Source organism: Micromonospora sp. NBC_01412 (assembly GCF_045040215.1).
Classification (GTDB): Bacteria; Actinomycetota; Actinomycetes; order Mycobacteriales; family Micromonosporaceae; genus Micromonospora; species Micromonospora rubida.
In genome coordinates, this window is the sequence record NZ_CP109528.1 from 3141645 (window position 1) to 3164766 (window position 23122).

General features: G+C 70.6%; 23 protein-coding genes, 1 tRNA gene, 1 pseudogene and 1 riboswitch. Of the genes and pseudogenes, 12 read left to right on the forward strand and 13 right to left on the reverse strand.

Going from position 1 to position 23122, the window contains the following annotated elements:
* The first annotated feature begins 330 nt into the window (after positions 1-330).
* Both ltrA and OG617_RS14365 read left to right on the forward strand, forming a co-directional pair.
* Complete coding sequence (gene ltrA, locus OG617_RS14360; RefSeq protein WP_405094407.1) at positions 331-2079, forward strand: group II intron reverse transcriptase/maturase; 1749 nt, start codon at positions 331-333, stop codon at positions 2077-2079.
* 72 nt (positions 2080-2151) lie between these two features.
* Positions 2152-2595 (forward strand): annotated as a pseudogene (locus OG617_RS14365) (IS30 family transposase); the annotation flags it as partial.
* A gap of 72 nt (positions 2596-2667) precedes the next feature.
* Here OG617_RS14365 and OG617_RS14370 read toward each other — a convergent pair.
* On the reverse strand, positions 2668-4659 hold the full coding sequence (locus tag OG617_RS14370; protein ID WP_405102069.1) for an N-acetylmuramoyl-L-alanine amidase: 1992 nt from the start codon (positions 4657-4659) through the stop codon (positions 2668-2670).
* A 211-nt stretch (positions 4660-4870) separates the two neighbouring features.
* Positions 4871-5011: riboswitch (cyclic di-AMP (ydaO/yuaA leader) on the forward strand.
* Positions 5012-5023: 12 nt separating this feature from the next.
* Here OG617_RS14370 and OG617_RS14375 point away from each other — a divergent pair.
* Positions 5024-6064, forward strand: coding sequence for an NlpC/P60 family protein (locus tag OG617_RS14375; RefSeq protein ID WP_405102071.1), 1041 nt, complete (start codon positions 5024-5026; stop codon positions 6062-6064).
* Between the two features lie 51 nt (positions 6065-6115).
* Here OG617_RS14375 and dcd read toward each other — a convergent pair whose 3' ends face one another.
* A complete protein-coding gene (gene dcd / locus OG617_RS14380; protein WP_396676594.1) occupies positions 6116-6694 on the reverse strand; it encodes a dCTP deaminase in 579 nt (192 codons plus the stop codon).
* A 99-nt stretch (positions 6695-6793) separates the two neighbouring features.
* On the opposite strand from dcd, the gene OG617_RS14385 reads away from it, so the two are divergent.
* Complete coding sequence (locus tag OG617_RS14385) at positions 6794-7354, forward strand: pyridoxamine 5'-phosphate oxidase family protein (RefSeq protein WP_405102073.1); 561 nt, start codon at positions 6794-6796, stop codon at positions 7352-7354.
* Positions 7355-7428: 74 nt separating this feature from the next.
* Here OG617_RS14385 and OG617_RS14390 read toward each other — a convergent pair whose 3' ends face one another.
* Positions 7429-8412, reverse strand: coding sequence for a zinc metalloprotease (locus OG617_RS14390; RefSeq protein ID WP_405102075.1), 984 nt, complete (start codon positions 8410-8412; stop codon positions 7429-7431).
* Between the two features lie 266 nt (positions 8413-8678).
* Here OG617_RS14390 and OG617_RS14395 point away from each other — a divergent pair.
* Positions 8679-8752 (forward strand) — tRNA-Gly (locus OG617_RS14395).
* A gap of 194 nt (positions 8753-8946) precedes the next feature.
* Here OG617_RS14395 and OG617_RS14400 read toward each other — a convergent pair.
* Positions 8947-9447 (reverse strand): DUF1772 domain-containing protein, encoded by a 501-nt coding sequence (locus tag OG617_RS14400; protein ID WP_405102077.1) that lies wholly within the window; start codon positions 9445-9447, stop codon positions 8947-8949.
* A 5-nt stretch (positions 9448-9452) separates the two neighbouring features.
* On the reverse strand, positions 9453-10307 hold the full coding sequence (locus OG617_RS14405; protein ID WP_405102079.1) for an NAD(P)H-binding protein: 855 nt from the start codon (positions 10305-10307) through the stop codon (positions 9453-9455).
* Positions 10308-10402: 95 nt separating this feature from the next.
* On the opposite strand from OG617_RS14405, the gene OG617_RS14410 reads away from it, so the two are divergent.
* From OG617_RS14410 to OG617_RS14425, 4 genes are all read left to right on the forward strand, one after another.
* Positions 10403-11353, forward strand: a complete 951-nt coding sequence (locus OG617_RS14410; RefSeq protein WP_405102081.1) for an AraC family transcriptional regulator — start codon at positions 10403-10405, stop codon at positions 11351-11353.
* 272 nt (positions 11354-11625) lie between these two features.
* Positions 11626-13143, forward strand: a complete 1518-nt coding sequence (locus OG617_RS14415; protein ID WP_405102083.1) for an alpha/beta hydrolase — start codon at positions 11626-11628, stop codon at positions 13141-13143.
* Positions 13140-14390, forward strand: coding sequence for a sensor histidine kinase (locus OG617_RS14420; protein ID WP_405102085.1), 1251 nt, complete (start codon positions 13140-13142; stop codon positions 14388-14390). Before OG617_RS14415 ends, OG617_RS14420 begins: the two co-directional genes overlap by 4 nt.
* Positions 14387-15025, forward strand: coding sequence for a response regulator (locus OG617_RS14425; RefSeq protein ID WP_405103704.1), 639 nt, complete (start codon positions 14387-14389; stop codon positions 15023-15025). The genes OG617_RS14420 and OG617_RS14425 overlap by 4 nt, the downstream gene beginning before the upstream one ends.
* Before the next feature lie 59 nt (positions 15026-15084).
* On the opposite strand, the gene OG617_RS14430 is transcribed toward OG617_RS14425, so the two are convergent.
* A complete protein-coding gene (locus tag OG617_RS14430) occupies positions 15085-15948 on the reverse strand; it encodes a hypothetical protein (RefSeq protein WP_405102087.1) in 864 nt (287 codons plus the stop codon).
* Between the two features lie 117 nt (positions 15949-16065).
* Here OG617_RS14430 and OG617_RS14435 point away from each other — a divergent pair, with 117 nt between their 5' ends.
* The gene (locus OG617_RS14435) at positions 16066-16326 is read left to right on the forward strand and encodes an e9imm peptide (RefSeq protein WP_405102089.1); all 261 of its coding nucleotides are present in this window, start codon (positions 16066-16068) and stop codon (positions 16324-16326) included.
* Here the strand turns inward: OG617_RS14435 and OG617_RS14440 are convergent.
* The 5 genes from OG617_RS14440 to OG617_RS14460 all read right to left on the reverse strand — a co-directional run bounded on the left by OG617_RS14440 (position 16323) and on the right by OG617_RS14460 (position 19777).
* Positions 16323-17135 carry an inositol monophosphatase family protein gene (locus OG617_RS14440; protein WP_405103706.1) on the reverse strand — a complete coding sequence of 271 codons (813 nt, stop codon included), beginning with the start codon at positions 17133-17135 and terminating at the stop codon, positions 16323-16325. The genes OG617_RS14435 and OG617_RS14440 overlap by 4 nt on opposite strands.
* Before the next feature lie 739 nt (positions 17136-17874).
* Positions 17875-18513, reverse strand: a complete 639-nt coding sequence (locus OG617_RS14445; RefSeq protein ID WP_405102091.1) for an SAM-dependent methyltransferase — start codon at positions 18511-18513, stop codon at positions 17875-17877.
* On the reverse strand, positions 18510-18986 hold the full coding sequence (locus OG617_RS14450; RefSeq protein ID WP_405102093.1) for a GNAT family N-acetyltransferase: 477 nt from the start codon (positions 18984-18986) through the stop codon (positions 18510-18512). Before OG617_RS14450 ends, OG617_RS14445 begins: the two co-directional genes overlap by 4 nt.
* 9 nt (positions 18987-18995) lie before the next feature.
* Positions 18996-19427 (reverse strand): VOC family protein, encoded by a 432-nt coding sequence (locus OG617_RS14455; protein ID WP_405102095.1) that lies wholly within the window; start codon positions 19425-19427, stop codon positions 18996-18998.
* A complete protein-coding gene (locus tag OG617_RS14460) occupies positions 19424-19777 on the reverse strand; it encodes a DUF1801 domain-containing protein (protein ID WP_405102097.1) in 354 nt (117 codons plus the stop codon). Before OG617_RS14460 ends, OG617_RS14455 begins: the two co-directional genes overlap by 4 nt.
* 155 nt (positions 19778-19932) lie before the next feature.
* On the opposite strand from OG617_RS14460, the gene OG617_RS14465 reads away from it, so the two are divergent.
* Positions 19933-20826 (forward strand): LysR family transcriptional regulator, encoded by an 894-nt coding sequence (locus tag OG617_RS14465; RefSeq protein WP_405102099.1) that lies wholly within the window; start codon positions 19933-19935, stop codon positions 20824-20826.
* A gap of 135 nt (positions 20827-20961) precedes the next feature.
* Positions 20962-21852: an LLM class flavin-dependent oxidoreductase gene (locus OG617_RS14470; RefSeq protein ID WP_405102101.1), complete on the forward strand. Its 891-nt coding sequence runs from the start codon at positions 20962-20964 to the stop codon at positions 21850-21852.
* Positions 21853-21863: 11 nt separating this feature from the next.
* Here OG617_RS14470 and OG617_RS14475 read toward each other — a convergent pair whose 3' ends face one another.
* Positions 21864-22277 (reverse strand): ASCH domain-containing protein, encoded by a 414-nt coding sequence (locus OG617_RS14475; RefSeq protein ID WP_405102103.1) that lies wholly within the window; start codon positions 22275-22277, stop codon positions 21864-21866.
* A 97-nt stretch (positions 22278-22374) separates the two neighbouring features.
* Positions 22375-22923: a phosphoribosyltransferase family protein gene (locus tag OG617_RS14480; RefSeq protein ID WP_405102105.1), complete on the reverse strand. Its 549-nt coding sequence runs from the start codon at positions 22921-22923 to the stop codon at positions 22375-22377.
* Positions 22924-23122: the final 199 nt, after the last annotated feature.

The following is a 23122-nucleotide window of genomic DNA, read 5'->3' on the forward strand; positions in this document are numbered from 1 at the left end:
CGTGGAAATCCCGTTGGAGTCCGGGTCTCGATGACCGGTCGGCCGACTGCGAGGAAAGCTCAATTCTTCAGCGGGGACAGGAAGGCCCAAGAAGCGAATGCCGGTAGCCGAAAGGAAACAGGAAATCGGAGGAGTCATCCGATCCTCCATCGGATTCTTCCGTATAACTGGCCGGATACGGGCGATGCCCGGACTCGAAAGGGTGCTGACGTGGGTCTGGTGAGCCTGTGGAGAAACACTGAACAATGACACCGGAACCGAAGGACAAGTTGGACGTCACAGTGACGCAAGTGTTCACTCCGATTGGCTCGTGGTGAGTATGTTGCCGTGGTGAACGGACCGGAGGGCGATGTTATCGACTGGTCGTCGATCGCTTGGCGCCAGGCTGAAGATGCCGTGGGTCGTCTGCGTCAGAGAATTTTCGCGGCGTCGCAGGCGGGGGACCTTAAACGGGTCCGCAATCTGCAGAAACTGATGCTCCGTTCTCGCGCTAACACGCTGATCAGCGTGCGGCGAGTCACGGAGATCAACGCTGGCCGTAAGACGGCGGGCGTCGACGGGAAAGTCGTGCTGCACCCGGAATCCAAGGCTGAACTGGCCGACTGGATGCAGCACGACAGCGCCATGTGGACTGCCCGTCCCGTCAAGCGTGTCTACATTCCTAAGCCCGGAACCACGAAACGGCGTGGTCTCGGCATTCCCGTGATCGCCGACAGGGCCTTACAAGCCTTGACAGCGAACGCGTTGGAACCTGAATGGGAGGCCCGATTTGAGCCGAAGTCCTACGGATTTCGGCCGGGCCGCGGCTGTCACGACGCGATCGGGGCCATCTATTCCACGCTCAACGGTAAGAACCCGCAGCGGGTGTGGATCCTCGACGCTGACCTGACGGCAGCCTTCGACCGGATCGATCACCGGCACCTGCTGACATTGCTTGGCGCGTTTCCCGCCAGGGATCGAGTGGAACGATGGCTGAAAGCAGGTGTGATCGATAATGGCCGGTTCGCCCCGACCGGGGAAGGAACTCCCCAAGGCGGAGTGATCAGCCCGACGCTGTTCAACGTGGCTTTGCATGGAATGGAGAATGCCGCCGGGGTCCGTTACCTCACAGCCGGCAGAGATGCCGGCAGTGCGGTAACAGACAGTCCGGTGCTGGTGAGATACGCAGACGATTTCGTCGTGATGTGCCACAGCCATGAGCGGGCCGACCAGGCCAAGGAAAGGCTACGGCAATGGCTGACGTCCAGAGGATTAGCCTTCAACGAGGGCAAAACTCGTATCGTCCATGCTGGCGATGGGTTCGATTTTCTGGGGTTCAACGTCCGCCGCTATCACGGGAAACTGCTGATCAGACCGAGCAAGGCGGCATTGAGACGGATCCGGGAAAGGCTACGCGGCGAGATAATAGCTTTGCGAGGAGCTAACGCGGCGGCGGTGCTTTACAAGATCAACCCCATCGTCCGGGGCTGGTCTGCCTATTACCGGACGGTGGTGTCGAGCGAGATATTCACGGCGCTGGACAACTATGTGTGGATTCTGCTTTACAAGTGGGCGAAACACAGCCACCCGAATAAGTCGAAGCACTGGATCGTTGACAGGTACTTCGGCCGGTTCAACCAGGCCAGGCAGGACAGGTGGGTTTTTGGTGACCGTGACAGCGGCTCCTACCTGATCAAGTTTTCCTGGACGAAGATCGTCCGGCACCAACTGGTCAAGGGCACGGCGTCCCCGGACGATCCTGCTCTCAGCAAGTATTGGGCCGATCGGCGCTGCAAAGGACCTCCAGCAACGGGCAAAGCCACGCTGTATCTTTTGAAGAAACAGCAAGGTCGATGTTCGCTCTGCCGAGGGTTTCTGCTACACGCCGAGCACGCGCCGCAGACCCCAACCGAATGGGAACTGTGGACACGCACGATCCGGAAGGCGATCGTCAGACAACATGTCGTCGCCCCGATCGACGGTAAGCCGGACGCTATTCATTCCCGTCTCATACACGCGTACTGCCTCCGACGGCAGCCAGCCGGCGAAGGCCAAAGGCCAAGCATTCTGCCCGTCAGCGAGCCTCCAGGGCTTGCTTGAGCCGTGTGCGGTTAACGCCGCAAGCACGGTTCTGAGGGGGCCCCGGCGCAGCAATGCGCCGGGGCTACCCGACTGATCATGGGCGCGGGCAACCAGTCCGCGATCGTGACGCTGGTCGAGCGCGCCACCCGGTACGTGATGCTCGGGCATCTGCCCGGCGGGCACACCGCCGAAGAAGTCCGCGACGTGCTGGTGGATCTCATCGGCACACTGCCGGCCCACCTACGCGGATCGCTGACCTGGGACCAGGGCGCGGAAATGGCTGCCCACAAGCAGTTCACCCTCGCCACCGGGGTGCCCGTCTACTTCTGCGACCCGCACTCGCCCTGGCAGCGCGGATCCAACGAGAACACCAACGGCCTGCTCCGCCAGTACTTCCCCAAGGGCACCGACCTGTCGGTCCACGGACCCGCAGACCTTGAGCACGTCGCTCAAGAACTCAACGGCCGCCCACGACAGACGCTCGGCTGGGACAACCCAGCCGAGCGTCTGCGTGATCTACTGACAGCCACCTAAGCCATCAGGTGTTGCGAGGACCCCCAGAAACCGCCCACCCGACCGGGGGCCTTCGTCGTGCCGAGGAAACCGTCAGCGGGGCGCGCCCAGCGGGGACGGCACCAGGTTCACGTCGGCGCGGTCGACGTACATGATCCGGTGGCCGAACTGGATCTGCACGTACTTCTTCTCGCCCCGGATCACCGTCCAGTCACCGGGCGCCGAGCCGTCGAACGTGGTGGCCCGGTAGTACTCGCTGGGCAGCACGTTGCCGACGGCGTACCGCTGGCCGGCGGAGAGGGTGTACTGCAACGGCGAGATCGGCTGGTACGGCACGCCGGCCGGGTACGCCGCCTCCTCCGGGTACGCCCGCCCGTACACCGGGATCGTCGCCTTCCCGGCCTTCGGGGTGGCCACCAGGCCGATGGTCCAGGCCGCCGTGGGCGCGGAGGACGGGTTGTGGAACCACGCCTTCTGCCCGAGGTACCAGATCGCCGTCCAGTCGCCCTCGCGGCCGGCCAGGGCGTACGTCTGCCCCGACGAGGCACGGGCCCCGTGGTCGGAGATGTGCATCGTGGCCGGCGAGCCGTCGGGGCGCAGGGCGACGTCGTTGACCAGCGGCGCGTCGGCGCGCGGCGCGCTGCGCAGCACCACCGCCGAGGAGCCGCGCGAGGGGCACGGCACGCCTGCCGTCACACAGCCGGTGAACGCCGGCCGGTTGGTGGCGAAGTCCGGGTCGATCCGCACCATGCCGGTCAGCGGGGTGCCGGTGTTGAGCTCCGGCGCGCGCAGCAGGTCGAAGTAGTGCGACCAGTCCCAGTACGGGCCCGGGTCCCAGTGCATCCCCCGCACGTTCGCCGCGACGGTGCCGGGAACGTTGTCGTGGCCGATGATGTGCTGCCGGTCCAGCGGGACGCCGTGCCGCAGCGCGAGGTACCGGACCAGCTTCGACGAGGTGCGGTACATCGCCTCGGTGTACCAGGTGCCCTGGGCGGCGAAGCCCTCGTGCTCCAGCCCGATCGACTTGGAGTTGATGTACCAGTTGCCGGCGTGCCAGGCCACGTCCTTGGTCTTCACGTGCTGGGCGATGTGCCCGTCCACCGAGCGCAGCGTGTAGTGCCAGCTCACGTAGGTCGGGTCCTGGACCATCCTGAGGGTGCTCGCGTAGCTGGCCTCGGTGTCGTGGATGAGGATGTACTCGACCTTCTGCCGCTTCGGCCGGTCGGAGAGGTCGTGGTTGCCGTAGTCGCCGGGGTCGGCGCCGAGCGACTGGTACGGCGCGGGGATCCACTCGCAGGAGATGCTCGACGGGCACTCCAGGCCGTCGGGGCGCTCCGGCAGGCGCAGGCCGAGCCGGTCCAGCCAGGACTTCTGCGGGGTCACCGCGCGGGCGGCGAGGGTCACCCGCTGCCCGTCGTCGGTCACCCGGCTCTCGCCGCCGGCGATGGTGCCGAAGACCTCGTCGGCGAAGGCCGCCGCCGCGTCGGCGCCGTCCGCGCCGGCGTACCGGGCGACCGCGCCGTACCAGGCCGCCGGGTCGGTGCCGGCCCCGACCGGGGCGCCGATCTGCCGCTGGTACGACGCGAGCAGCGCCGCCCCGCCCCGGATGTTCGTCGGCGCGTCGGCGCGCAGGGCCGCCTCGTCGGCCCCGGTGAGGGTGGCGGCGGTGTCCAGGGTCTGCAACGACTCGGCGGTCGGGGCCTCGTCGGCAGACGGCTGGGCGGCGGCGGGGGCCGGGCGGGAGTCGTCCCCCCGCGGGTCCTCGTCGCCGGAGTCGTGGTGGGTGCCGGTGGGCAGGCCGGTCACGTATTCGGCGTCGGTGAGGTGCATCGGCCCGTACCCCCCGCTGGTGCTGGGGGTGCCGGCGTTGGTGTCCCAGCGGGACTGGAGGTAGGAGACGCCGAGCAGGACGCTCTCCGGCACGCCGTACTCGGCGGCGGCGTTTGCGTACTGCTGCTGGCGGTCGGGGGTCTGGCCGGCTGCGGCCGGGGTGGCTACGGTACCGAGGGGCACGAGGGCCGTGGTGGCGGCCACGGCGGCACCGAGCAGGATCCGCCTGCTCGACGACGCGACAAAACGGGGCATTGAACCTCCCGAGTGGATGTTGATGAGGTCACCCTCCCGCCGTCGTCCTCCCGCGTCAATAGCTTTCCACCAGGCGTTTTGATGTGAAGGAAACTTCCACACGGTGGTGTGGTATGCCGTGTCACGGCCTGGCGGGTTGCGGATCGATAACGGACGTCTCTACTCTGGTCAATCGTCGGCCGGTAGCTGTACCGCCCAGCCGGGCGGTGACGGTCCGACACCGCCGAGTCGCCTCCGGGCGAGCCGGGGACCCAGGTACGCCGGGGTGAATCCGCAGCGCCGCTGCGGTAGGGCGCTCTCCCTTCCCGCCCGAACCCGTCAGCTAACCTGGTAGGCGGTCAGGGAAGAAGGAGAACGGAGCCCGGTGGCACACCATGCCCCGCGGCGCCCGTCACGCCGGTCGGCGCTCGCCGACCGGATGCCGGCCGCGCCGCGCCCACGCTGGTCACGCTTCACCACCGCCCTCGCCGCCCTGGCCGGCGCCGCCGTCGTCCTGACCGGCGCCCCGATCGCGGCCCACGCCGACCCCTCGGTCGCCGAGATCGAGCGGCAGATCGACCAGGACTGGAACAAGCTCGAACCGCTCATCGAGCGGCACAACGCCACCCGCCAGGACCTCGCCCTCAAGCGCCGGCAGGCCGACGCGCTCGCCAAGCAGATCGGGCCGCTGCAACGCCGGGTCGACGAGGCGATGGACAAGGTCAGCGGCCTCGCCGTCGAGGCGTACAAGAGTGAGAACCTCTCGGCGGTGAACGCGCTGCTCGGCAGCCGCTCGCCCGGTCAGATGATGGGGCAGTTGGAGCTGCTCGACCAGTTCGCCGAGCGCCAGCAGCGCGACGTCCGGGCGGTCATCGACCTCCGCGACGAACTGGACGCGAAGAAGAAGCCGCTGGACGAGATGGTCACCCAGCTCGCCCGCACCGAGGCGCAGCTCGCCGCCAAGCGGAAGCAGATCAACGCCGAGATCGACCGGCTCCAGAAGCTGCGGCTCAAGGTGTACGGCAACGGCGGTGGCGGCGCGCTGCGGCCCGCCCCCTGCCCGGCTGCCTACCCGGGCGGCGGCGCGGGGGTCGCGGTGAAGTTCGCCTGCGCCCAGATCGGCAAGCCCTACGTCTGGGGCGCCGAAGGTCCCAACTCGTACGACTGCTCCGGCCTGATGCTCGCGGCCTGGGCCAAGGCCGGCGTGTCGCTGCCGCACAACGCGGCCCAGCAGCGGTCGGTGACCGCCCGGGTGAGCCGCGCCGACCTGCGCCCCGGCGACCTTGTCTTCTACTACGCCGACCTGCACCACGTCGGCATGTACGTCGGCAACGGCTGGGTGGTGCACGCCTCCCAGGCCGGCCAGCCCGTCAAGATGAAGCGCGTCGACGACGGCCAGATCAACAGCTACGGCCGCCCCGACTGAGCGGCGAGGGGCCCGTTCTGCGGGACGGGCCCCTCGACCACGCCCGCGCCGTCAGCGGGTGGGCCAGGTGTGCCAGTTCTGCCAGGAGCGGCTCGGGGTCGGGCCGCGCTGGCCCTGGTACCGCGAGCCGTACACCTTCGACCCGTACGGGTGCTCGGCCGGCGAGGAGAGCCGGAAGATGCAGAGCTGGCCGATCTTCATGCCCGGCCAGAGCGTGATCGGCAGGTTCGCCACGTTGGACAGCTCCAGCGTGACGTGACCGGAGAATCCCGGGTCGATGAACCCGGCGGTCGAGTGGGTGAGCAGCCCGAGCCGGCCCAGCGAGCTCTTGCCCTCCAGCCGGCCCGCGAGCTGGTCGCCGAGCGAGATCACCTCCAGCGTGGAGGCGAGCACGAACTCTCCCGGGTGCAGCACGTACGGCTCGCCGTCGGGCACCTCGACCGCCGAGGTCAGGTCGTCCTGCTGCACCGACGGGTCGATGTGCGTGTAGAGGTGGTTGTTGAAGACCCGAAAGAGCTTGTCGAGGCGCACGTCGATGCTCGACGGCTGTACCAGGGTGGGCTCGAACGGCTCCAGCGCGAGCGTGCCAGCCTTCAGCTCGCTGACGAGATCGCGGTCGGAGAGCAGCATCGCCACACCATAGCGACCCTGGTCGGTGGGCCTGTCATCGCCCGCTGCACCCGGCGTGCCGCGCTCGCCTGTCGTACACGTGTTCGATAGAATGTCGGCATGGCTTCCTGGTCCGAATTCGCCGCTGACGAGCCACGACTCGCCGGCGGGATCCGCCTCCTCATGCAGCAGTACGGGCCGGGCTTCGGCTACCTGGCCACCGTCCGCGCCGACGGTGGGCCCCGGGTGCACCCGGTCTCCCCGGTGATCACCGACGACGGGCTCTTCTGCTTCATCGTCGACTCGCCGAAGCGGCGCGACCTCGAACGCGACGGCCGCTACGCGCTGCACTCCTTCCCGCCGGAGGACAGCGACGACGAGGCGTACGTGGCGGGGCACGCCCGGCCGGTGACCGACCAGGCCCGGGTGGCCCGGCTCGCCGAGTTGGGGCGGGCCGCCCCGCAGGTGGACTGGCGGCTGTTCGAGTTCACCGTCGACGTGGCGATGCTCGCCCGCCGCTACCAGGGCGGCTCCGTCTTCCCGGGCGGGGGCCCGGGGCAGCCGGCCGTGCAGGTGTGGCTCGACCACCGGGCTGCCGGCGGCGCGGGCGGCGCCCCGGTGGGCGTGCCGGATCAGGGGCTGGCCCGGCACGCCCGCAGCGCCCACCGCGCGGCGGCCTGACCCCCGACGACGACGCCGGTGCCGGCCCCGTCGAAGGACGGAGCCGGCACCGGAGGGTCAGGAACAGGGGTGCGTCAGGCCGCGCGGTACGCGTTCCACGCGGTCAGCATCCGGCTCGCCTGCCCAGCGGTGAACTGGTGCATGCACGAGTCGTAGGTGTAGTCCATGAAGTTGGTGATCGGGTCCTTGCCGGTGGCGGTGCAGGTGTCCCGCCCGGTCGGGCACTCGAACGCCGGCGAGGCCTCCGCCGGGGTGTCGCTCACGCTGTCGCCCGAGCCGGAGCAGCCACCCTGGAAGGTGTGGTACAGGTTCAGCCAGTGGCCGATCTCGTGGGTGCCGGTGTCACCCTGGTTGTAGTTGGTGGCGGTGCCGCCCGGCAGGGACTCGCTCAGCACGACGACGCCGTCCATGCTGTTCAGCTTCTTCTGCGGGAAGGTCGCCCAGCCGAGCAGGCTGTCGCTCAGCTCGCCGAGGTACATGTTGAGGGTGTTCTTGCCGCCCTCACGCAGCGAGGTCTTCATCGAGCGCTCGGCCGACGAGCCCGACACGATCGGGTACCACGCCGGGTTGGTGACCCGGTTGATCTTCTGGAGCTGGAAGGCGAAGGCGGTCGCCGCGCCGCCGGTGGCGCCGCTGTAGGCCTGGTTCAGCACGGTGATCTGCGAGGTGATCAGCGAGTCCGGGATGTTGCCGCCGGCCCGGGTGCTGTTCTCCTGGATGACGTGCACGACGACCGGGATGGTCACGGTGGCGAGCGTGCCGGCACCGGCGCCGGCCCGGAAGCTGGCCCGCTCGCGCAGGGCGCCCGCCAGGTCGGCCTCGCGCTGGCGGACCTGTGCGGCGGTCAGCTCGTTGGGTTCGTGCTTGGCCTGCGCGCCCGCCTTGACCCGGGCGTCGGAGTGCACGTCGGCCGGCTCGGCGCACGCCTCCGCCGGGGCGGCTGAGAAGGCCGATGCGGCCGGAACGACACCCACGGCGGCGGTGCTGAGCAGGAGTGCGAGGGTCGTCGACGCGACGCCGGCGGTACGCCGGGTCAGCAGGTTGGCACGGAGTCCCATGGGCCTACCTCTTTCTGGCGGCGCGGCAGGGGGTGTGTCGCGCCATGGCTAGAACGTGCGGCAGACGTTACAACCCATCGACGAATTTGAGAACGGCTATGTGGTGCCGGCCTGAAACTTCTTCGATCCATCGATGGCCCGGAGATCGCGGGGAAGTAGGGAGTGTGGGTGGCGGCGGCGGCCCGGGCGCATGCTGCCGGTCGGCGGCACGCGATGGGGGTGCCTGGGTGCAGCCGACGACGCCGTCGGGTACAGTGGGGCCGCCTGCGGGTGTAGTTCAATGGCAGAACATCAGCTTCCCAAGCTGACAGTGCGGGTTCGATTCCCGTCACCCGCTCCAAGACGATGAGGCTGGTCAGGGTAGGTAGCCTGACCAGCCTCATCTATATCTCGACTACCCGGAACGTGCCGCGTGCCATTCACGTGCCATTAACCGACCTTGGCGAGCACTCCAGCCGACCCGTCGTCAGAGTCGCCGAGGGCACCCTCGATGCGCTTGCGGGCGGCCTCGTCCGCGCCGCCGGGGCGACGTGGTCACCGCTGGCTGCCCCAGAGGTAGACGCCGAATCCGGCAAGCAGCAGGCTGACCACGCTCGCCCCGGCGCGCACGGTGTTCCACCAGGTCCAGCGCGAGGCGTAGTCCGCCCAGATCCGCGCCGCCTCCGCCGGGTCGGTCGGCACACCGGCCGCGTCGAGCGCCTCGTTCATCGGCACGTTGAGGGCCACCGTCGGGATGAACGCGCCCACCAGGTACGCGGCCCCGGCCAGGAAGAACAGCAGCGCCGCCGAACGGTGGCCGAGGATCAGCAGCAGTACGCCGGTGATCGTGGCCGCGAGGATGGGACCGAAGAAGGTGACGAAGAAGAGCGGATTTTGGATCTTCTGGTTGATGCTCGTCATGGACCGGATCGCGGTGCCGGCGTCGGTCGCGTTCAACCCGGGCATCACGGACACGGAGAAGGCGTAGTAGACCCCGGCGATCAGACCGGTCACCACCAGGGTCACCGCCGCCGACCAGGCTGCCAGCGTGTTCATGACGATCAGCCCCGATCCGGTTGTCCGGTCGCCCAGACGCCGGTGGCGACGGCGTCCCGCGCGTAGTCCGCGAAGTCCCGGGGCCGGCGGCCCAGAGCGCGTCGTACACCGTCGGTCAGGTGGGCGTTACGCCCGTCCAGGACCTTGCCGAACAGGTCGGTCAGGACGGCCACCAGCTCGGCGGGCACCTGGTAACGCGCCATTACCTCGGCGTACTCCTGCGGGGAGACCGACTGGTAGGTGATCGGTCGCCCGACCGCCTTGGCGATCTCGGCGGTCGCCTCGGCGAAGGTGAGCAGCCGGGGCCCGGTCAGTTCGTAGAGCTGACCCACGTGGCCCGCCTCGGTCAGCGCCGCGACCGCGATCTCGGCGATGTCGTCGGCGTCGACGAACGGCTCCCCGACGTCGCCGGCCGGGAGCACGATCTCGTCACCGCGCACCGAGTCCACCAGGAAATCCTCGCTGAAGTTCTGGCTGAACCAGCTCGCCCGCAGGATCGTCCACTCCGCGCCGGATCGCTGTACCACCTGCTCGCAGAGCTGAGCCGCCTCCTCGCCCCGGCCGGAGAGCAGGATGATCCGCTCGACGCCGCCGGCCACCGCCTGCTCGACGAACGCGCGGATCGTGGCGGGGGCGTCCGGTGCGGCCAGGTCCGGGTAGTACACCAGGTACACCGACCCGACCCCTTCCAGCACGCCGGCCCAGGTGCTCTGGTCGGTCCAGTCGAACCGTGGCTCGCCGGAGCGGGAACCGACCCGTACCGGACGGCCGAGGGCGGTGAGGCGGTCCACCACGCGACGACCGGTTTTGCCGGTGCCGCCGAGGACCAGGATGGGCTGTTCGTACACGTTTTCTGTCATGTCACTAGCCAAGCCGAGCGGGGCCTGACCGGGAATGAGTGAGACGCTTGGCTCCATGTTCGGGCGTCTCACCAGGGTTCTTCTAGCCTGGGTGCATGGACGCACTGGCGGGGCTGTTGGACGGGCCGAGAGCACGCGGCGCGTTCCTGCTCCGATCGGTGTTCGACCCGCCGTGGTCGGTACGGATCCAGGACCGCGCACCACTCACCCTGGTGTCCATGCTCCGTGGTGACGCGTGGGTGGTGCCGGACACCGGCGCCCCCGTCCGGCTTCGCCCCGGCGATGTGGCGGTGATCCGGGGTCCGGAGCCGTACACGATCGCCGACGACCCGGGCACCCCGCCGCAGGCGGTGATCCACCCCGGTGAGCGCAGCGCCACTCCGGCCGGAGAAGAGTTGTGCGCCGTGATGGACCTGGGCGTACGCACCTGGGGCGAGCGGCTGGACGGCTCGGCCGTGCTGCTCAGCGGCACCTACCAGTTCCACGGGGAGGTGAGCCAGCGCCTGCTGCGGGTGCTGCCGGCGCTGCTGGTGCTGCCGGATGAGGCGTGGAGCAGCCCGCTGGTCCCGTTGCTCGCCGACGAGATGGCCAAGGACGAGGCGGGCCAGGAGGTGGTCCTCGACCGGTTGCTGGACCTGCTGCTCATCGCCGTACTACGGGCCTGGTTCTCCCGTCCGGAGGCGGCGGCCCCGGCCTGGTACCGGGCACACGGCGATCCGGTGGTGGGCCTGGCGCTGCGGCTGCTGCACGACCATCCGGCCCACCCCTGGACGGTGGCGACGCTCGCCGCCCGTACCGGGGTGTCCCGGGCCGCGCTGGCCCGCCGGTTCACCGAGCTTGTCGGTGAGTCGCCGATGGCGTACCTCACCGGTTGGCGACTGGCCCTGGCGGCCGATCTGCTGAGAGAGCCGGACGCCACCATCAGCGCGGTGGCCCGCCGGGTCGGCTACGGCAGTCCGTTCGCGCTCAGCGCCGCGTTCAAGCGGGTACGCGGGGTCAGCCCGGCCGAACACCGGATCAACGCGGAGGGGTTGGCGGCGGTCTGAACCCGCTCGCCCTCCGGCGGTCACCCACGTAGAAGCGCCCGAACTGCCGGTAAGTTCGCGCAAGCAAGTCAGGGCGTCTCAACCACCCGGAGCAGATTGCGGGCTACGGCGACCCGTCCGGTGCCTCGACTTCGGCCGTCGGGGCCGGGGCGTCCGGTGCACCCCGCTGCGGAAGGTAGGGCCAGGTATACCGTTCGGGTACCGGCGCCTCGACCGCGTGTGCGGGCTCGTGCACCATCGCGCGCCGAATGGGTGGTTCCTAGGGTTGACCTGTGCGAATTCGAAGAATCACGGCAATTGTCGCCGCCGGTGCACTCACCATCGGCGGAGTACTGACCGCGACTGTCGCGTCGGCCGGGGTTGCCGAACAGCAGTCGGTGAACTGGCATGGCTGCCTCACCGGCCCGGCCGACGAGTTGGGTGCCGCTCTCGACGACGCGGGCGCCCAGTGCGGCGAGGTGACCGTTCCGGTCGACTACAGCCGCCCGCACGGCCGTACGACCACGGTCGCGATGGCGCGGGTCAAGGCGACCGACCCGGCCCGGCGCCGTGGCGTCCTGATGCTCAACCCGGGAGGCCCTGGAGACAGTGGGATGGGGATGGTGCTCGCCGGCGAGCGGATGCCGGAGGTCGCGGCCCGGTACGACCTGATCGGGATGGACCCGCGGTTCGTGGGCCGAAGCAGCCCGATCGAGTGCCGGTGGGAGACCAACACGTTCCTGCGTTCCGCCGGCCCGAACCGGGGCACGTTCAACGAGAGCGTGGCACTGGCGAAGGAGCTCGCCGCCGGGTGTGCGCAGGGTAACCTCGATCTCCTGCCGCACGCGTCCACGCGGAACACCGCCCGGGACATGGATCTCATTCGAGGCGTCCTGGGGGAACGGAAACTGTCCTACCTCGGTTACTCGTACGGCACCTACCTAGGGGCGGTCTACCTGCAGATGTTCGGCTCCCGCGCCGACCGGGTGGTGCTGGACAGCGCCGTGGATCCGGACATCTTCGGCCCGGGCCTGTTCTCCCGCAACGCGGCGGCGATCCAGGCCGCGCTCGAACACTGGGCCGCGTGGGCGGCCGATCGCAACGACGAGTACGGCCTGGGCGCCACCGTCGGCGAGGTGTTGGCCACGGTTGACCGCATCAACAGCGCCACCGCTCGCCGTCCGCTCAAGATCGGCACGTACACGGTGGATTCGCACGTGCTGCCGTATCTCCTGTTCGTCCACTTCTACGACGACCTCGTCGAGGACTATGCGGATCTCGCCGAGCAACTGCGGGTGTTCGACGCTGCAGCAGGCGGTGAACCGACGACGCCCACGCCGACGCCGTCGCTGGAGGCGTTTCTCTCCGGTCTGTTCACCGGCGTGGGCTACGCCGCCGACCGAGCCGGGACTGCCGTCCTCTGCGCCGACCGAGTTGCCTCTCGGGATCCGGGCACGTATTTCCGCGACATTCAGGCCCACCGTGCCGACGAGCCCCTGTTCGGGCCGTTGACCCGCAACATCACGCCGTGCGCGTTCTGGCCGGTGCGGCCGGCCGAGGCGACCACGACGATCCGCAACAACGCGTCGGCGCTGATCGTCGGGGCTGACGGCGACGCGGCCACCCCGTACCCGGGGCAGCAGGCGATGCACCAGGCGCTGGCGGGCTCGCGGATGGTGACGCTGCGCGGCCGTTTCGCGCATGGCCAGTACCTCGCCGCGGAGAATGAATGCGTTGACGGCACCGTGAACCGCTACCTGGTCGACGGCGTTCTGCCGATCCGCGACACAGACTGTGTCGCAGGGGCGTGAACGTGGCTGCGAGCGTGTGGCGGGCGATAGCGGGCAATCCGCTCGGCTTTCTCCGGTCGTCGTGGCCGTGGCGGAGCCTGGCCTACGTCGCCAGCACGGTGGCGGTCGCCGGAGCCGCGTGGGTCGCCGTACTGGCGCTGTTGTTGTTCCCGCCGTTGCTCCTGCTCATCGGTATGCCGATCGGGGCACTGGAGCGTCACCGGCTCCGCCTCCTGACGTCGGCCCAGGTCCGCAACCCGCACGCGACGGCGCCCGGAAGCGGGCTGGCGTGGGCGCGGCTGCGGGTGCGCGAGGCGTCGACCTGGCGCGAACTCGGCTATTTCGCGTGCCTGCAGTCGGTGCTCCTCCTCCTTGACACGGTCGCCTTGTTCGTCGCCTTCATCTGCGTCATCCTGCTGGCGCTGCCGCTGTTCGTCGCGACGATGGACCCGGGTCAGATCCAGATCGATCTGGTCGCCTGGTCGGTCGACACGGTTGGCCAGGCGTTCGCCGTCGCCGCCCTGGTCGGGGTGCCCGCGACGGTCGTCACTCTCTACGGGATCAGCGTTCTCGCCGGTGGGCAGGCGGAGTTCGCCAGGTGGCTGCTCGCCCCCACCGGTACCGAGTTGAGCCGTCAGATGGACGAGCTGGCCCAGTCGCGCAATCGGCTGGTGAATGCGTTCGAGGCCGAACGCCGGCGTATCGAACGCGACCTGCACGACGGCGCACAGCAGCACCTGCTGCTCCTGACCATGAATCTGAGCCTGGCCGAGATGGAACTCGCCGGCAAGAACGAACGGACGGGCGAGCTCGTCGGCGTGGCCCACCAACAGGCCCGGATGGCGCTCGCGGCGATCCGGGAGCAGATCCGCGGCATCCATCCGCAGATCCTCACCGATTTCGGGCTGGCCGAGGCGGTACGCGAGCTCGCCGAGCGGTGCCCGATTCCGGTCGAGGTCGACCTCGTCATGCCCAGCCGCCCGTCGCCCGCGGTGGAGTCCACCGCCTACTTCGTCGTCTCCGAGGCCCTGACCAACGTGGTTCGGCATGCCGCCGCCACCTGCGTCCAGGTCACCGGAGGAGTCGTGGAGGATCGGCTGGTGCTGACGATCACCGACGACGGGCGGGGCGGCGCCGACCCGGCGCTGGGCACGGGCATCCGGGGGTTGGCCGACCGGGTGGCCGTCATGGATGGCACCCTGGAGATCAACAGCCCGCGAGGAGGCCCGACCGTGGTGAGGATCGACCTGCCGTGTCGCTGCGGATAGTCCTGGCCGAGGACTCCACCCTCATGCGGGCTGGTCTCGTCAGCCTGCTCGAAGGCCTCGGCCACACGGTCGTGGCGGCGGTCGGCGACGGTGACTCGCTGTTGCGGGCCGCCCTGGAGTGCCGGCCTGACCTGGTCATCACCGATGTCCGCATGCCGCCCGGGTTCACCGATGAGGGGTTGCGCGCCGCGGTGACACTGCGCGCCGGTGACCCGGACGCGGCGGTCCTGGTGCTGTCGCAGTACGCGGCCACCGCGTACGCCGCCGAACTGCTCGGCCCGTCCGGTCAGGCCGGGGTCGGCTACCTGCTCAAGGACCGCATCGGTGAAGTCGCCGACTTCGCCGATGCGGTGTCGCGGGTCGCGGCCGGCGAGACCGTCATCGACCCCGATGTGGTGCGGCAGTTGTTGGGTCGGCAACGCACCACCAATCCGCTCGACCGGCTGACCCGGCGGGAACGGGAGGTGCTCGGGCAGATGGCCGAGGGCCGCTCCAACCCGTCGATCGCCCGCACGCTCGGAGTCAGCGACGCCGCGGTGGCCAAGCACATCGGCAACATCTTCATGAAGCTCGATCTTCCCGTGGAGGACGGCCACCGCCGGGTACTCGCCGTCCTGACCTACCTGCGAGGTTGACGGGCCCTCTTCGGCTGCTGGCCCCGGTGAGCGGACGACGGGGCGCAGCGATGGGTCCGTCAGGCCGACGGCATCCACTCGTCGAGGATCGTGTCGAGATCGGCGCGCAGCTCGTCGAGGCGGTATTCGGGGGCCTTGCGGCGCAGCTTCGTCGCCAGCCCGTCGATCGTGGCCACGAGGTCGGCCGCGAAGTCCCGCTTCTGTCGGTCCAGGCCGGCGCGGGCCTCGGCGTCGGTGTAGTGCCGCTCGACGGTGAGCACGACCTCGCCGCGGCGCCGGGTGAGCCGGCCCAGCTCCAGCCGGGGCCGCAGGAACGGCTTGGCGTCCGGGGCGGACGGCGGGCCGATGTCGTCGTGGAAGTACTCCATGCCGAGCCCCGGGCCGCCGTGGGGGAGGCTGAACAGCAGGCGGAGCCCGAGGTAGCCGAAGCCGGGGCCGTACGGCCTGGCGAGCCGCTCGTCCAGCAGGCCCCGCAGGCGGGCCAGTTCGTCGACGAACGGCTTCGCCTCGATCTGGTAGTTGCCGGATCGGACCAGCCGGACAGGGTTCTTGGCCAGTGGGATGCGCTGCGAGTGCAGGGCGGTCACCGAGGGGTCGACGGTCTCCGGGCCGCCGTCGACGACGAACGTGTCGCCGCGCCGGGACCAGCCGTGTGCGGTGCCGGCGATCGCCCGGAACCGTACGTCCTGCAGTTGGGTGTAGAAGGAGCCGTTGATCCAGCGCTCGGCGAACGCCTCGACGGGCTCCCGGTCGCCCCAACCGATCAGGGCGAATGCTTCGCAGACACGCACCAGCGCGTTCCAGTCGGCGGCGCTGCGGTAGTCGCAGAGCCGGTCGAAGTCGGCGAGCAGAGCCGCGCGGTCCCACCCGGCGCAGCGTTCGCGCAACTCCTCGACCGTCAGGTCCCCGTACAGGCCGCCCATGATCATGAAGAATAGTCGTGCTGGTCCCCTGGCCAGCCGGGGCGGCGTGGGGTGGTCGGCGGGTCGAACACGACCGGGACGCCGGGGAGTCGAACACCCTCGCCTACGCTGCGCGGCATGGATCAGAGTCTGCCTCCGAAGCTCACCCGGGATGAGGCCATCGCCCTCGTTGAGCGGATCATGAGTCTCGGCTACGCGGACGACGCTGAGCTCAACGACCTGTTGGCTCAGCTCGAACGTGACCTCGTCTGCCCGGACGTCGCTGAAATGATCTTTTCGGTCCCCGAGATGACGGCCGCTGAGGTCGTTGACCGGGCCGTCGCCTACGAGCCGATCGAGATGCGGTCCGGGCCGTGGACGGAGCCGTCGACCAGCTAGGTGGCATCGCCGTCAGGTGGGAACTGCTTGTCGACCAGCGCCAGCAGGGCGGCGTGCGTCTGACGATCCGCCGCCACGATGAGCCCGCCCGAGCCGGTGTGCGGCGGTTGTCCCTGGATGCCGGTCACCACGCATCCCGCGGCCTGGCACAGAGCGATCCCACTTGCGAAGTGCACGCTGTCCCGCAGGTCGCCGTCGGTGACATAGGCGGCCCGTCGGCCGGCGGCGACCCAGGCGACCGCCAGGGTGGTGGAGACCACGCGTGGCCGGAACCGCTCGACGAACCCCGGGTCGGCGAGCAACCGCGCCGCCTGGAACCGGGGAGCGTTCGGAAACGGCGGATCGAGATTGACATCCACCAACCGTGACTCGGCGGAAGGTATGAGCCGCTCGTCCACGCCGTCGCGGCGTACGTACGCGTGAGTGCCGTCGGTCCAGAACACCTCGTCCGTGAACGGGTCGGCCGAGGCCGCCACGGTGACCTTCGCATCGGTCCGCAGCGCGACGTTCACGGCGACCAGCATGTTGCGTACGGCGTAGTTGAGCGTGCCGCACAGGGGGTCGACCAGCCACTCGCGTGCGGTGCCGTCGGCACCTGTGCGTCCACTCTCCTCACCCGTCACGGCATCCTCCGGCCGCGCGGAGCGGAGGACACCGAGGATGGCGTTCTCCGCCTCGATGTCGGCCGAGGTGGCGAAGTCACCCCCGGACTTCTCCAAGCGGGTCAGGGCGGCTCCGTACCTGGCCCGGACGATGACGGCTCCCGCTTGCGCGGCCTCGATCGCCACGTCCTCGTCGCTGTCCAGCATGCGCGCAGAGTACCGGCCCTCGGCGGGTCGAATGTCGCCCGATCCGCCGTTTCGGGCGCTCCGCTGCGTCCTGTGGCGCGGCCGGCGCGTCAGGGACAGCCAGCCGAGGAACCGGGCGTACATGGCGGCCCCGTCGGGACGCCCGCCCAGCCGGTACACGTCGTCCATCGCCTCGTACATCGACGTGGCCAGGTAGAAGGCGAGCGCGACCGAATGGCAGTAGAACTCGGCGGCCAGGTCGAGCGCCGTGGGGCGGGCGCTCTGCCGTCGAGGTGCGGGGAGACGCACGGCCACGTCTCCGGCGGCAGGCAAGCGCGATCGTCACCAACCGGAACCGACCGCTGCCCTGACGATCAGCGGAGATCTACCAGTCCCGGAGCGTTCCGGGGCCGGGCGGCCTCCCGGGACCGCCGTTGATCGGCCAGGCGTGCAAGGTCGTGCTCGATCCCGGAAAGTGTGGCCTCGTTACGAGTAGGAGGCCACACTTTCCCTGATCGAGCACGATCTTGTTCCCCGATCCAGCGCGGTCCAGCGCGATCGTGTGCGCTCGTGCGGGCCCACACGTCGGGGCCCGCCCGCGCAGGGGGCAAGCCTGAACGCCCGGAGCGGGCGGGTCCCGGGGAAACCCCACCCCGCTCTCACCCACGCCGAGCCAACAGCGCCGAGCCGAGTCGAGGTAGGCCGACTTCGACACAGGCTCTAACGGCTGCGGTCTGATGGCCAGACCGGTAGCTGTCAGCTAGCGGACGAACGTGAACAGTTCCCCGGAGGCGTCCAGCGGGCGTGGCGTGCCGGCGAACCGGTGCACGCCGACGGCGAAGAGCACACCCTCCGGCGCGTGGAACGCCCGTTCCACGAAGCCGGCGTCGCGCAGCCAGCCACGCAGCGCCGGAGTCAGGTCGGGGGCGCGCCGGGTCCGCGTCCAGATCACCGTGGCACCCGCCGCGCAGAGCTGCGGCAGGGCGGCCACGGTCCGGCGTACGTCATGGTCGGTGACGTTCCCGAACACCCCGGCCAGGAGCACCAGGTCGGCGGGCACCGCCCCCGCGTACGACGAGAGCCGCCCCGCGTCCGCCCGCTCGACGGCGACGTTCGTGAGGGCGGCCCGGCCGGCGGCATCCCGGGCGGCGGTCACGTTGCCCGCGTCGTACTCCAGCAGCGTCGCGCGGACCCGGTGCGCGTCGGCCCGCCCGGCGAGCACGCCGACGAGGTCGTGCCCCTGGCCTGCGCAGACGCTGACCGCCGTCAGCCTCTCGCCGGGGCGCTCGTCCAGCCACGCGGCGATCTCCCGCCGCACGAGGCGCAGCCGGCGAGACAGGGGCGACCCCTCGTCGGCGTAGGGCTCGTGCCACGCCTGCCAGTCGGTCCGGGCCGTCATCCCGCCGCGTCGCTCGGAGTCCAGCAGAGGGTCATGTCGGGCAGGTGCTCCATGTTCTGGCTGCCGTCGCTGGTGCCCAGGACCGTGAAGCCGTGCCGCTCGTAGAAGGCGCGGGCGTCGGTGTTCTGCTGGAAGACGTGCAGCGACACCCCGTGAGGGCTGTGCCGTCTGACTTCGTCGAGCAGCAGCGTGCCGATGCCCTGACGGCGGGCGTCCGGCCGCAGATAGAGGTGTTCGAGCACGTCGCCCCCGAGAGCGGCGTAGCCGAGGACCACCGCGTCCCGTACCGCCACCCAGATGCGGCACTCCTTGAGCAGAACGTCTTCGACCCAACGGGTCACCTGCTCGGGGCTGCGTTTCTGCGGGGGGAGATACGGCATGGTCGCCGCCCGGGAGTGCAGATGGATACGCGCGATCACCGCCGCGTCCGCCCCGTCCGCGAGCCGGATCTCCGCCCTGACTTCATCACCCACCCCGTGAACCTAGGGGCCGACGGGCTCCCGATCCACCGGATAACCGTCGGCCGGCTCGTCCTGCGGGTACCAGCGCAGCTCGACGACGTTGCCGTCCGGGTCCCGGACGTAGACCGACGTGGCGCTGCCCCGCGCCCCGAACCGCCCCACCGGCCCCTCGACGACGTCGAGGGTGCCCAAGGCGATCATCTCGGCCCAGTCGAGCGGGGCCACCACCAGGCAGAAGTGGTCGACGTTGGACCCACCCCTCAGGCCCCGGACCAGGTCGATGATCGTCCCCGGGCTGACCCGCACCGACGGGAAGGGGGCCTCACCGGCCCGCCATTGGTCGACGCGGACCGGCTCCAGTCCGAGCGTCCCGCAGTAGAAGGCCAGCGAGCGCTCGACGTCGGCGACGGTGAGGACCAGGTGGTCGAAGCCGGTCACCCGGACCGCGCTCACGCCGCCACCTCCAGCGCGTACGCCCGGCGCAGCCAGCCGGTGAACAGGGCCGGGTCGACCTCGTCGACGGTGCGCAGCTTCACCGACGCCATCCGCCGCGCGCCGGGCACGAGCCGCCCGGACGGGTCGGCGACGTCCTGCCCCCGCCACAGCCCGAAGGTCACGTACGTCGACTGGGCCTTGAGCAGGCACACGGGCTGCCTGCCGGGCCGGTCGCCGAGGCCCCAGACGGGGTGGCCGTGCCACAGCGCTCCGGTCGCCTCCGGCAGGGCCGCCTCGACGACGGCGTGGACGCGTTGCCCGACCTCCCGCAGCGGGGCGTCGAGTTCGGTCAGGTAGTTGCTGGGCATGGCGTACTCCTCGTGGTCGTCAGGGGTGGGGCAGGGCCCCGGGTGATGCCCTCAACGATCGACCGGACGGCGCGTCCGACCAAGCCAGGATCGGGCTACGATCGTTTACCCTCGGTCAACGAACGGTGGTCGGGTCGCCGCGTGGTGGGGGTCGGATGCTGGAACGGTACGAGGTCGAGACGTTCCTGACCCTGGCCGAGGAGCTGCACTTCGGGCGTACCGGCGGGCGGCTGGGGGTGACCACCGGGCGGGTCAGCCACGTGGTGAAGAAGCTGGAACGGCGGATCGGCGCGCCGCTGTTCGCACGTACCAGCCGGGTGGTGACCCTGACCCCGATCGGCCGCCGCCTCGCCGACGACCTGCGCCCGCTGGTCGACGGGATGGAGGCGGCGGTGCGCCGGGCCGCCGAGGCGGGGCGGGGAACGACCGGGCAGCTGCGGGTCGCCTTCCTCGGTGAGGGGACGGCGTCGGTGCTGCTGCGGGTCGTCGCCCTGTTCAGCGAGCGGCACCCCAACTGCGAGGTGCGGGTACGCGAGGCGCAGCTCGCCAACTCCCGGGCCAGCCTGCTTGACGGCTCGGTCGACGTGCTCGTGGCCTCGTACCCGTTCGACGGGATGGCGTGCGGCCCGGCGTTGCTCACGGAGGGCCGGGTGCTCGCGGTGGCCGCCGGGCATCCCCTGGCCCGCGCCGGGTCCGTCTCGCTGGAGGTGTTGGCCGAGCACCCGGTGGTGCAGTACCCGGCGGTGACCTCGGCGGAGTTCAAGCGGGACCGCACCCCCGAGCGCACCCCGTCGGGCCGGCCGGTGCCGAAGGGACCGGCGGGGGACACCTTCTCCGAGATGCTGACCCTGGTGGCGCTGGGCCGGGGCGTCCTGCCGGTCGGTGAGCACACCCGGCGCTACTACCCACGTCCCGATGTCGCGTACGTGCCGATCAGCGACGCCCCGCCGATCCGGCGCGGGCCGGTCTGGCTGGAGAGCAACACGACGGCCCGGGTCCTTGAGTTCGTCCGGGCCGCGACGGACGCGACGGCACGCACACCGGCCTGAGCCTCGCCCGCCGGCCCTCGCTCCGTGGCCTGAGCCTCGCTCGGTGGCTGGCTGAGCCCGGTGCCGCGCCGGGAACGAGGGTCGGCGCCGGGCGGCGAGCGGGTCGGGAACCCGGCAGGCCGTACGCTGGCGATCATGCGGATTGGCATCGTGATCCTCCCGGACCAGCGTTGGTCGGACTCGCAGCGCCGGTGGCGGCAGGCGGAGGAGTGGGGCTTCGACCACGCCTGGACGTACGACCACCTGGGCTGGCGGGACCTGGTCGACGGGCCCTGGTTCGACTCGATGACGACGCTGACCGCCGCCGCGACGGTGACCTCCCGGATCCGGCTCGGCACCCTGGTCGCCTCGCCCAACTTCCGGCACCCGGCGGCGTTCGCCCGGCAGGTCACCGCCGTCGACGACGTCTCCGCCGGCCGGTTCCTGCTCGGTCTCGGCGCGGGTGGCATCGGCTTCGACTCGGCCGTGCTGGGCGGCGAGACGTTGCCGCCGCGCCAGCGCGTCGACCGGCTCGCCGAGTTCACCGAGCTGCTCGACCTGATCCTGCGGGAGGACGGGACGACGTGGCGCGGCGAGTGGTTCGCCGCCGTGGACGCCCGGAACAATCCCGGCTGCGTGCAGCGTCCCCGGGTGCCGTTCGTGATGGCCGCCAACGGCCCCCGCTCGATGCGGCTGGTGGCCCGGTTCGGGGAGGGCTGGGTGACCACCGGCGAGGGCGGCGACGACCTGGAGGCGTGGTGGGGGACCGTGTCCGACCTCGCCGCCCGGATGGACCGGACGCTGGCCGAGGCCGGCCGCGACCCGGCCACGCTGGACCGCTACCTCTCCCTCGACTCCGCCCCGGTCTTCTCGCTGAGCAGCGCGGACTTCTTCGCCCAGCAGGTCGGGCGGGCCGCCGCGTTGGGCTTCACCGACGTGGTCACGCACTGGCCGCGGGCCAGTAGCTGGTACGCGGGCGACGAGGCCGTCCTGGTGGACGCGGCCACCCGCCTGCTGCCCGAGCTGCGCCGCCTCGCCCCCGCCTGACCGCCCGCGCGTCAGGTGGCGGTGCCGCCCTCGGTCGAGACGAGCCGGAACCGGATGCAGGCGACCTGGGTGTCGTCGGTGACGGGGGTGCCGACCCGGGCCCAGTAGGCGGCGTGCCCGGCCCGCCACTCCTCGATGGACCGGTCGCCCTCCCCCTCCGAATGGGCGAAGTCCCAGGGGACGTCGGCGAAGCGGACCACCTCGACGCCGGTCACCTCGACGACCCCGATCAGCGCGTCGTGGTCGTCCACGAGGGCCAGCCGCTCGCCGGCCCGCTCCATTTCCTCGCCCTCCTCGGCGTACTCGTCGATCAGGCCGGCGGTCGCCGTCTTGACCCCGGCGAGCACCAGGGCGTTGAGTCGGGCCCGCTGCTCGCCGGGGGTGCCGAGGGCGAGGGAACGCAGTCCACCGATGCGAGGCCACATCCTGCCGAGGCTACGCGGGCCCGCCGCCGACCGCCGCCCGATTTCACCACCGTCTGGCCTCGGCGCTCGGCTGAGCTGCCCGGCGCACAGTCGCCGCTCAGCCCAGCCGGGCGGCGTCGAGCAGGCCGCGTACCCGCAGCTCGGTGGCGAGGGCGGGCGGGCAGTCGGCGACCACCGCGGACGTGCCGAGGACCTCGGCCCCCCGGGTCGCGCAGATCTCGTACAGGGCGTGGAGCTGGGCGCCGGTGGCCACCCAGTCGTCGACCACCAGCACCCGGTCCCCGGGGCCCAGGTGCCGGTCCCGGACGCCGAGCTCGACCCGGCGGCCCCGGAAGTCGGGCGGGCTCTGCGCCCAGGTGGTCGCCCCGGCGGGCAGCCGCCCGTCCCCGGCCTTGTACGCCGGCACGAAGCCCACCCCGAGTGCGGTGGCGGCGAGCGGGCCGAGCAGCAGCCCGGTGATGGCCGGGGCGAGCACCACGGTCGGCCGGGCGGCCCGGAACGGCGCGACCAGGGCCGGCCCGAGCTCCGCCAGGACCGCCGGGTCCCGCCACCAGCCGGAGACGTCGCTGACCAGGTGGGTGCTCCCCGGGCCGGGATCGATCCACCGGAACAGCTCGACGAGGCGTTCGCTCAGCTCAGCGGGCATGCCGCCCATCCTGCGACATCCCGGCGACCCGTGCGGCACCGGCCGGGCCCGGCGGCGGACGGGTTCGGGGCCGGACGGGTTCGGGGCCGGACGGGTTCGGGGCCGAGTGGGCCCCCTCGCCTCGGATGATCGGCTACACGTATGCGAGCAAATGCGTGCATAGCACCATGACCACGTTGACTTCGGAAGTGCTTCTCTC

What these genes read in the sequence shown, in the direction of transcription:
- OG617_RS14385 (WP_405102073.1), top strand. Translation starts at nt 6,794, where the DNA reads ATGGCTTCCTGGTCCGAATTCGCCGCTGACGAGCCACGACTCGCCGGC.
- OG617_RS14410 (WP_405102081.1), top strand. Translation starts at nt 10,403, where the DNA reads ATGGACGCACTGGCGGGGCTGTTGGACGGGCCGAGAGCACGCGGCGCG.
- OG617_RS14390 (WP_405102075.1), bottom strand. Translation starts at nt 8,412, where the DNA reads ATGGGACTCCGTGCCAACCTGCTGACCCGGCGTACCGCCGGCGTCGCG.
- OG617_RS14465 (WP_405102099.1), top strand. Translation starts at nt 19,933, where the DNA reads ATGCTGGAACGGTACGAGGTCGAGACGTTCCTGACCCTGGCCGAGGAG.
- OG617_RS14400 (WP_405102077.1), bottom strand. Translation starts at nt 9,447, where the DNA reads ATGAACACGCTGGCAGCCTGGTCGGCGGCGGTGACCCTGGTGGTGACC.
- OG617_RS14460 (WP_405102097.1), bottom strand. Translation starts at nt 19,777, where the DNA reads ATGCCCAGCAACTACCTGACCGAACTCGACGCCCCGCTGCGGGAGGTC.
- OG617_RS14445 (WP_405102091.1), bottom strand. Translation starts at nt 18,513, where the DNA reads ATGACGGCCCGGACCGACTGGCAGGCGTGGCACGAGCCCTACGCCGAC.
- OG617_RS14435 (WP_405102089.1), top strand. Translation starts at nt 16,066, where the DNA reads ATGGATCAGAGTCTGCCTCCGAAGCTCACCCGGGATGAGGCCATCGCC.
- dcd (WP_396676594.1), bottom strand. Translation starts at nt 6,694, where the DNA reads ATGCTGCTCTCCGACCGCGATCTCGTCAGCGAGCTGAAGGCTGGCACG.
- OG617_RS14370 (WP_405102069.1), bottom strand. Translation starts at nt 4,659, where the DNA reads ATGCCCCGTTTTGTCGCGTCGTCGAGCAGGCGGATCCTGCTCGGTGCC.
- OG617_RS14405 (WP_405102079.1), bottom strand. Translation starts at nt 10,307, where the DNA reads ATGACAGAAAACGTGTACGAACAGCCCATCCTGGTCCTCGGCGGCACC.
- OG617_RS14470 (WP_405102101.1), top strand. Translation starts at nt 20,962, where the DNA reads ATGCGGATTGGCATCGTGATCCTCCCGGACCAGCGTTGGTCGGACTCG.
- OG617_RS14440 (WP_405103706.1), bottom strand. Translation starts at nt 17,135, where the DNA reads ATGCTGGACAGCGACGAGGACGTGGCGATCGAGGCCGCGCAAGCGGGA.
- OG617_RS14430 (WP_405102087.1), bottom strand. Translation starts at nt 15,948, where the DNA reads ATGGGCGGCCTGTACGGGGACCTGACGGTCGAGGAGTTGCGCGAACGC.
- OG617_RS14480 (WP_405102105.1), bottom strand. Translation starts at nt 22,923, where the DNA reads ATGCCCGCTGAGCTGAGCGAACGCCTCGTCGAGCTGTTCCGGTGGATC.
- OG617_RS14475 (WP_405102103.1), bottom strand. Translation starts at nt 22,277, where the DNA reads ATGTGGCCTCGCATCGGTGGACTGCGTTCCCTCGCCCTCGGCACCCCC.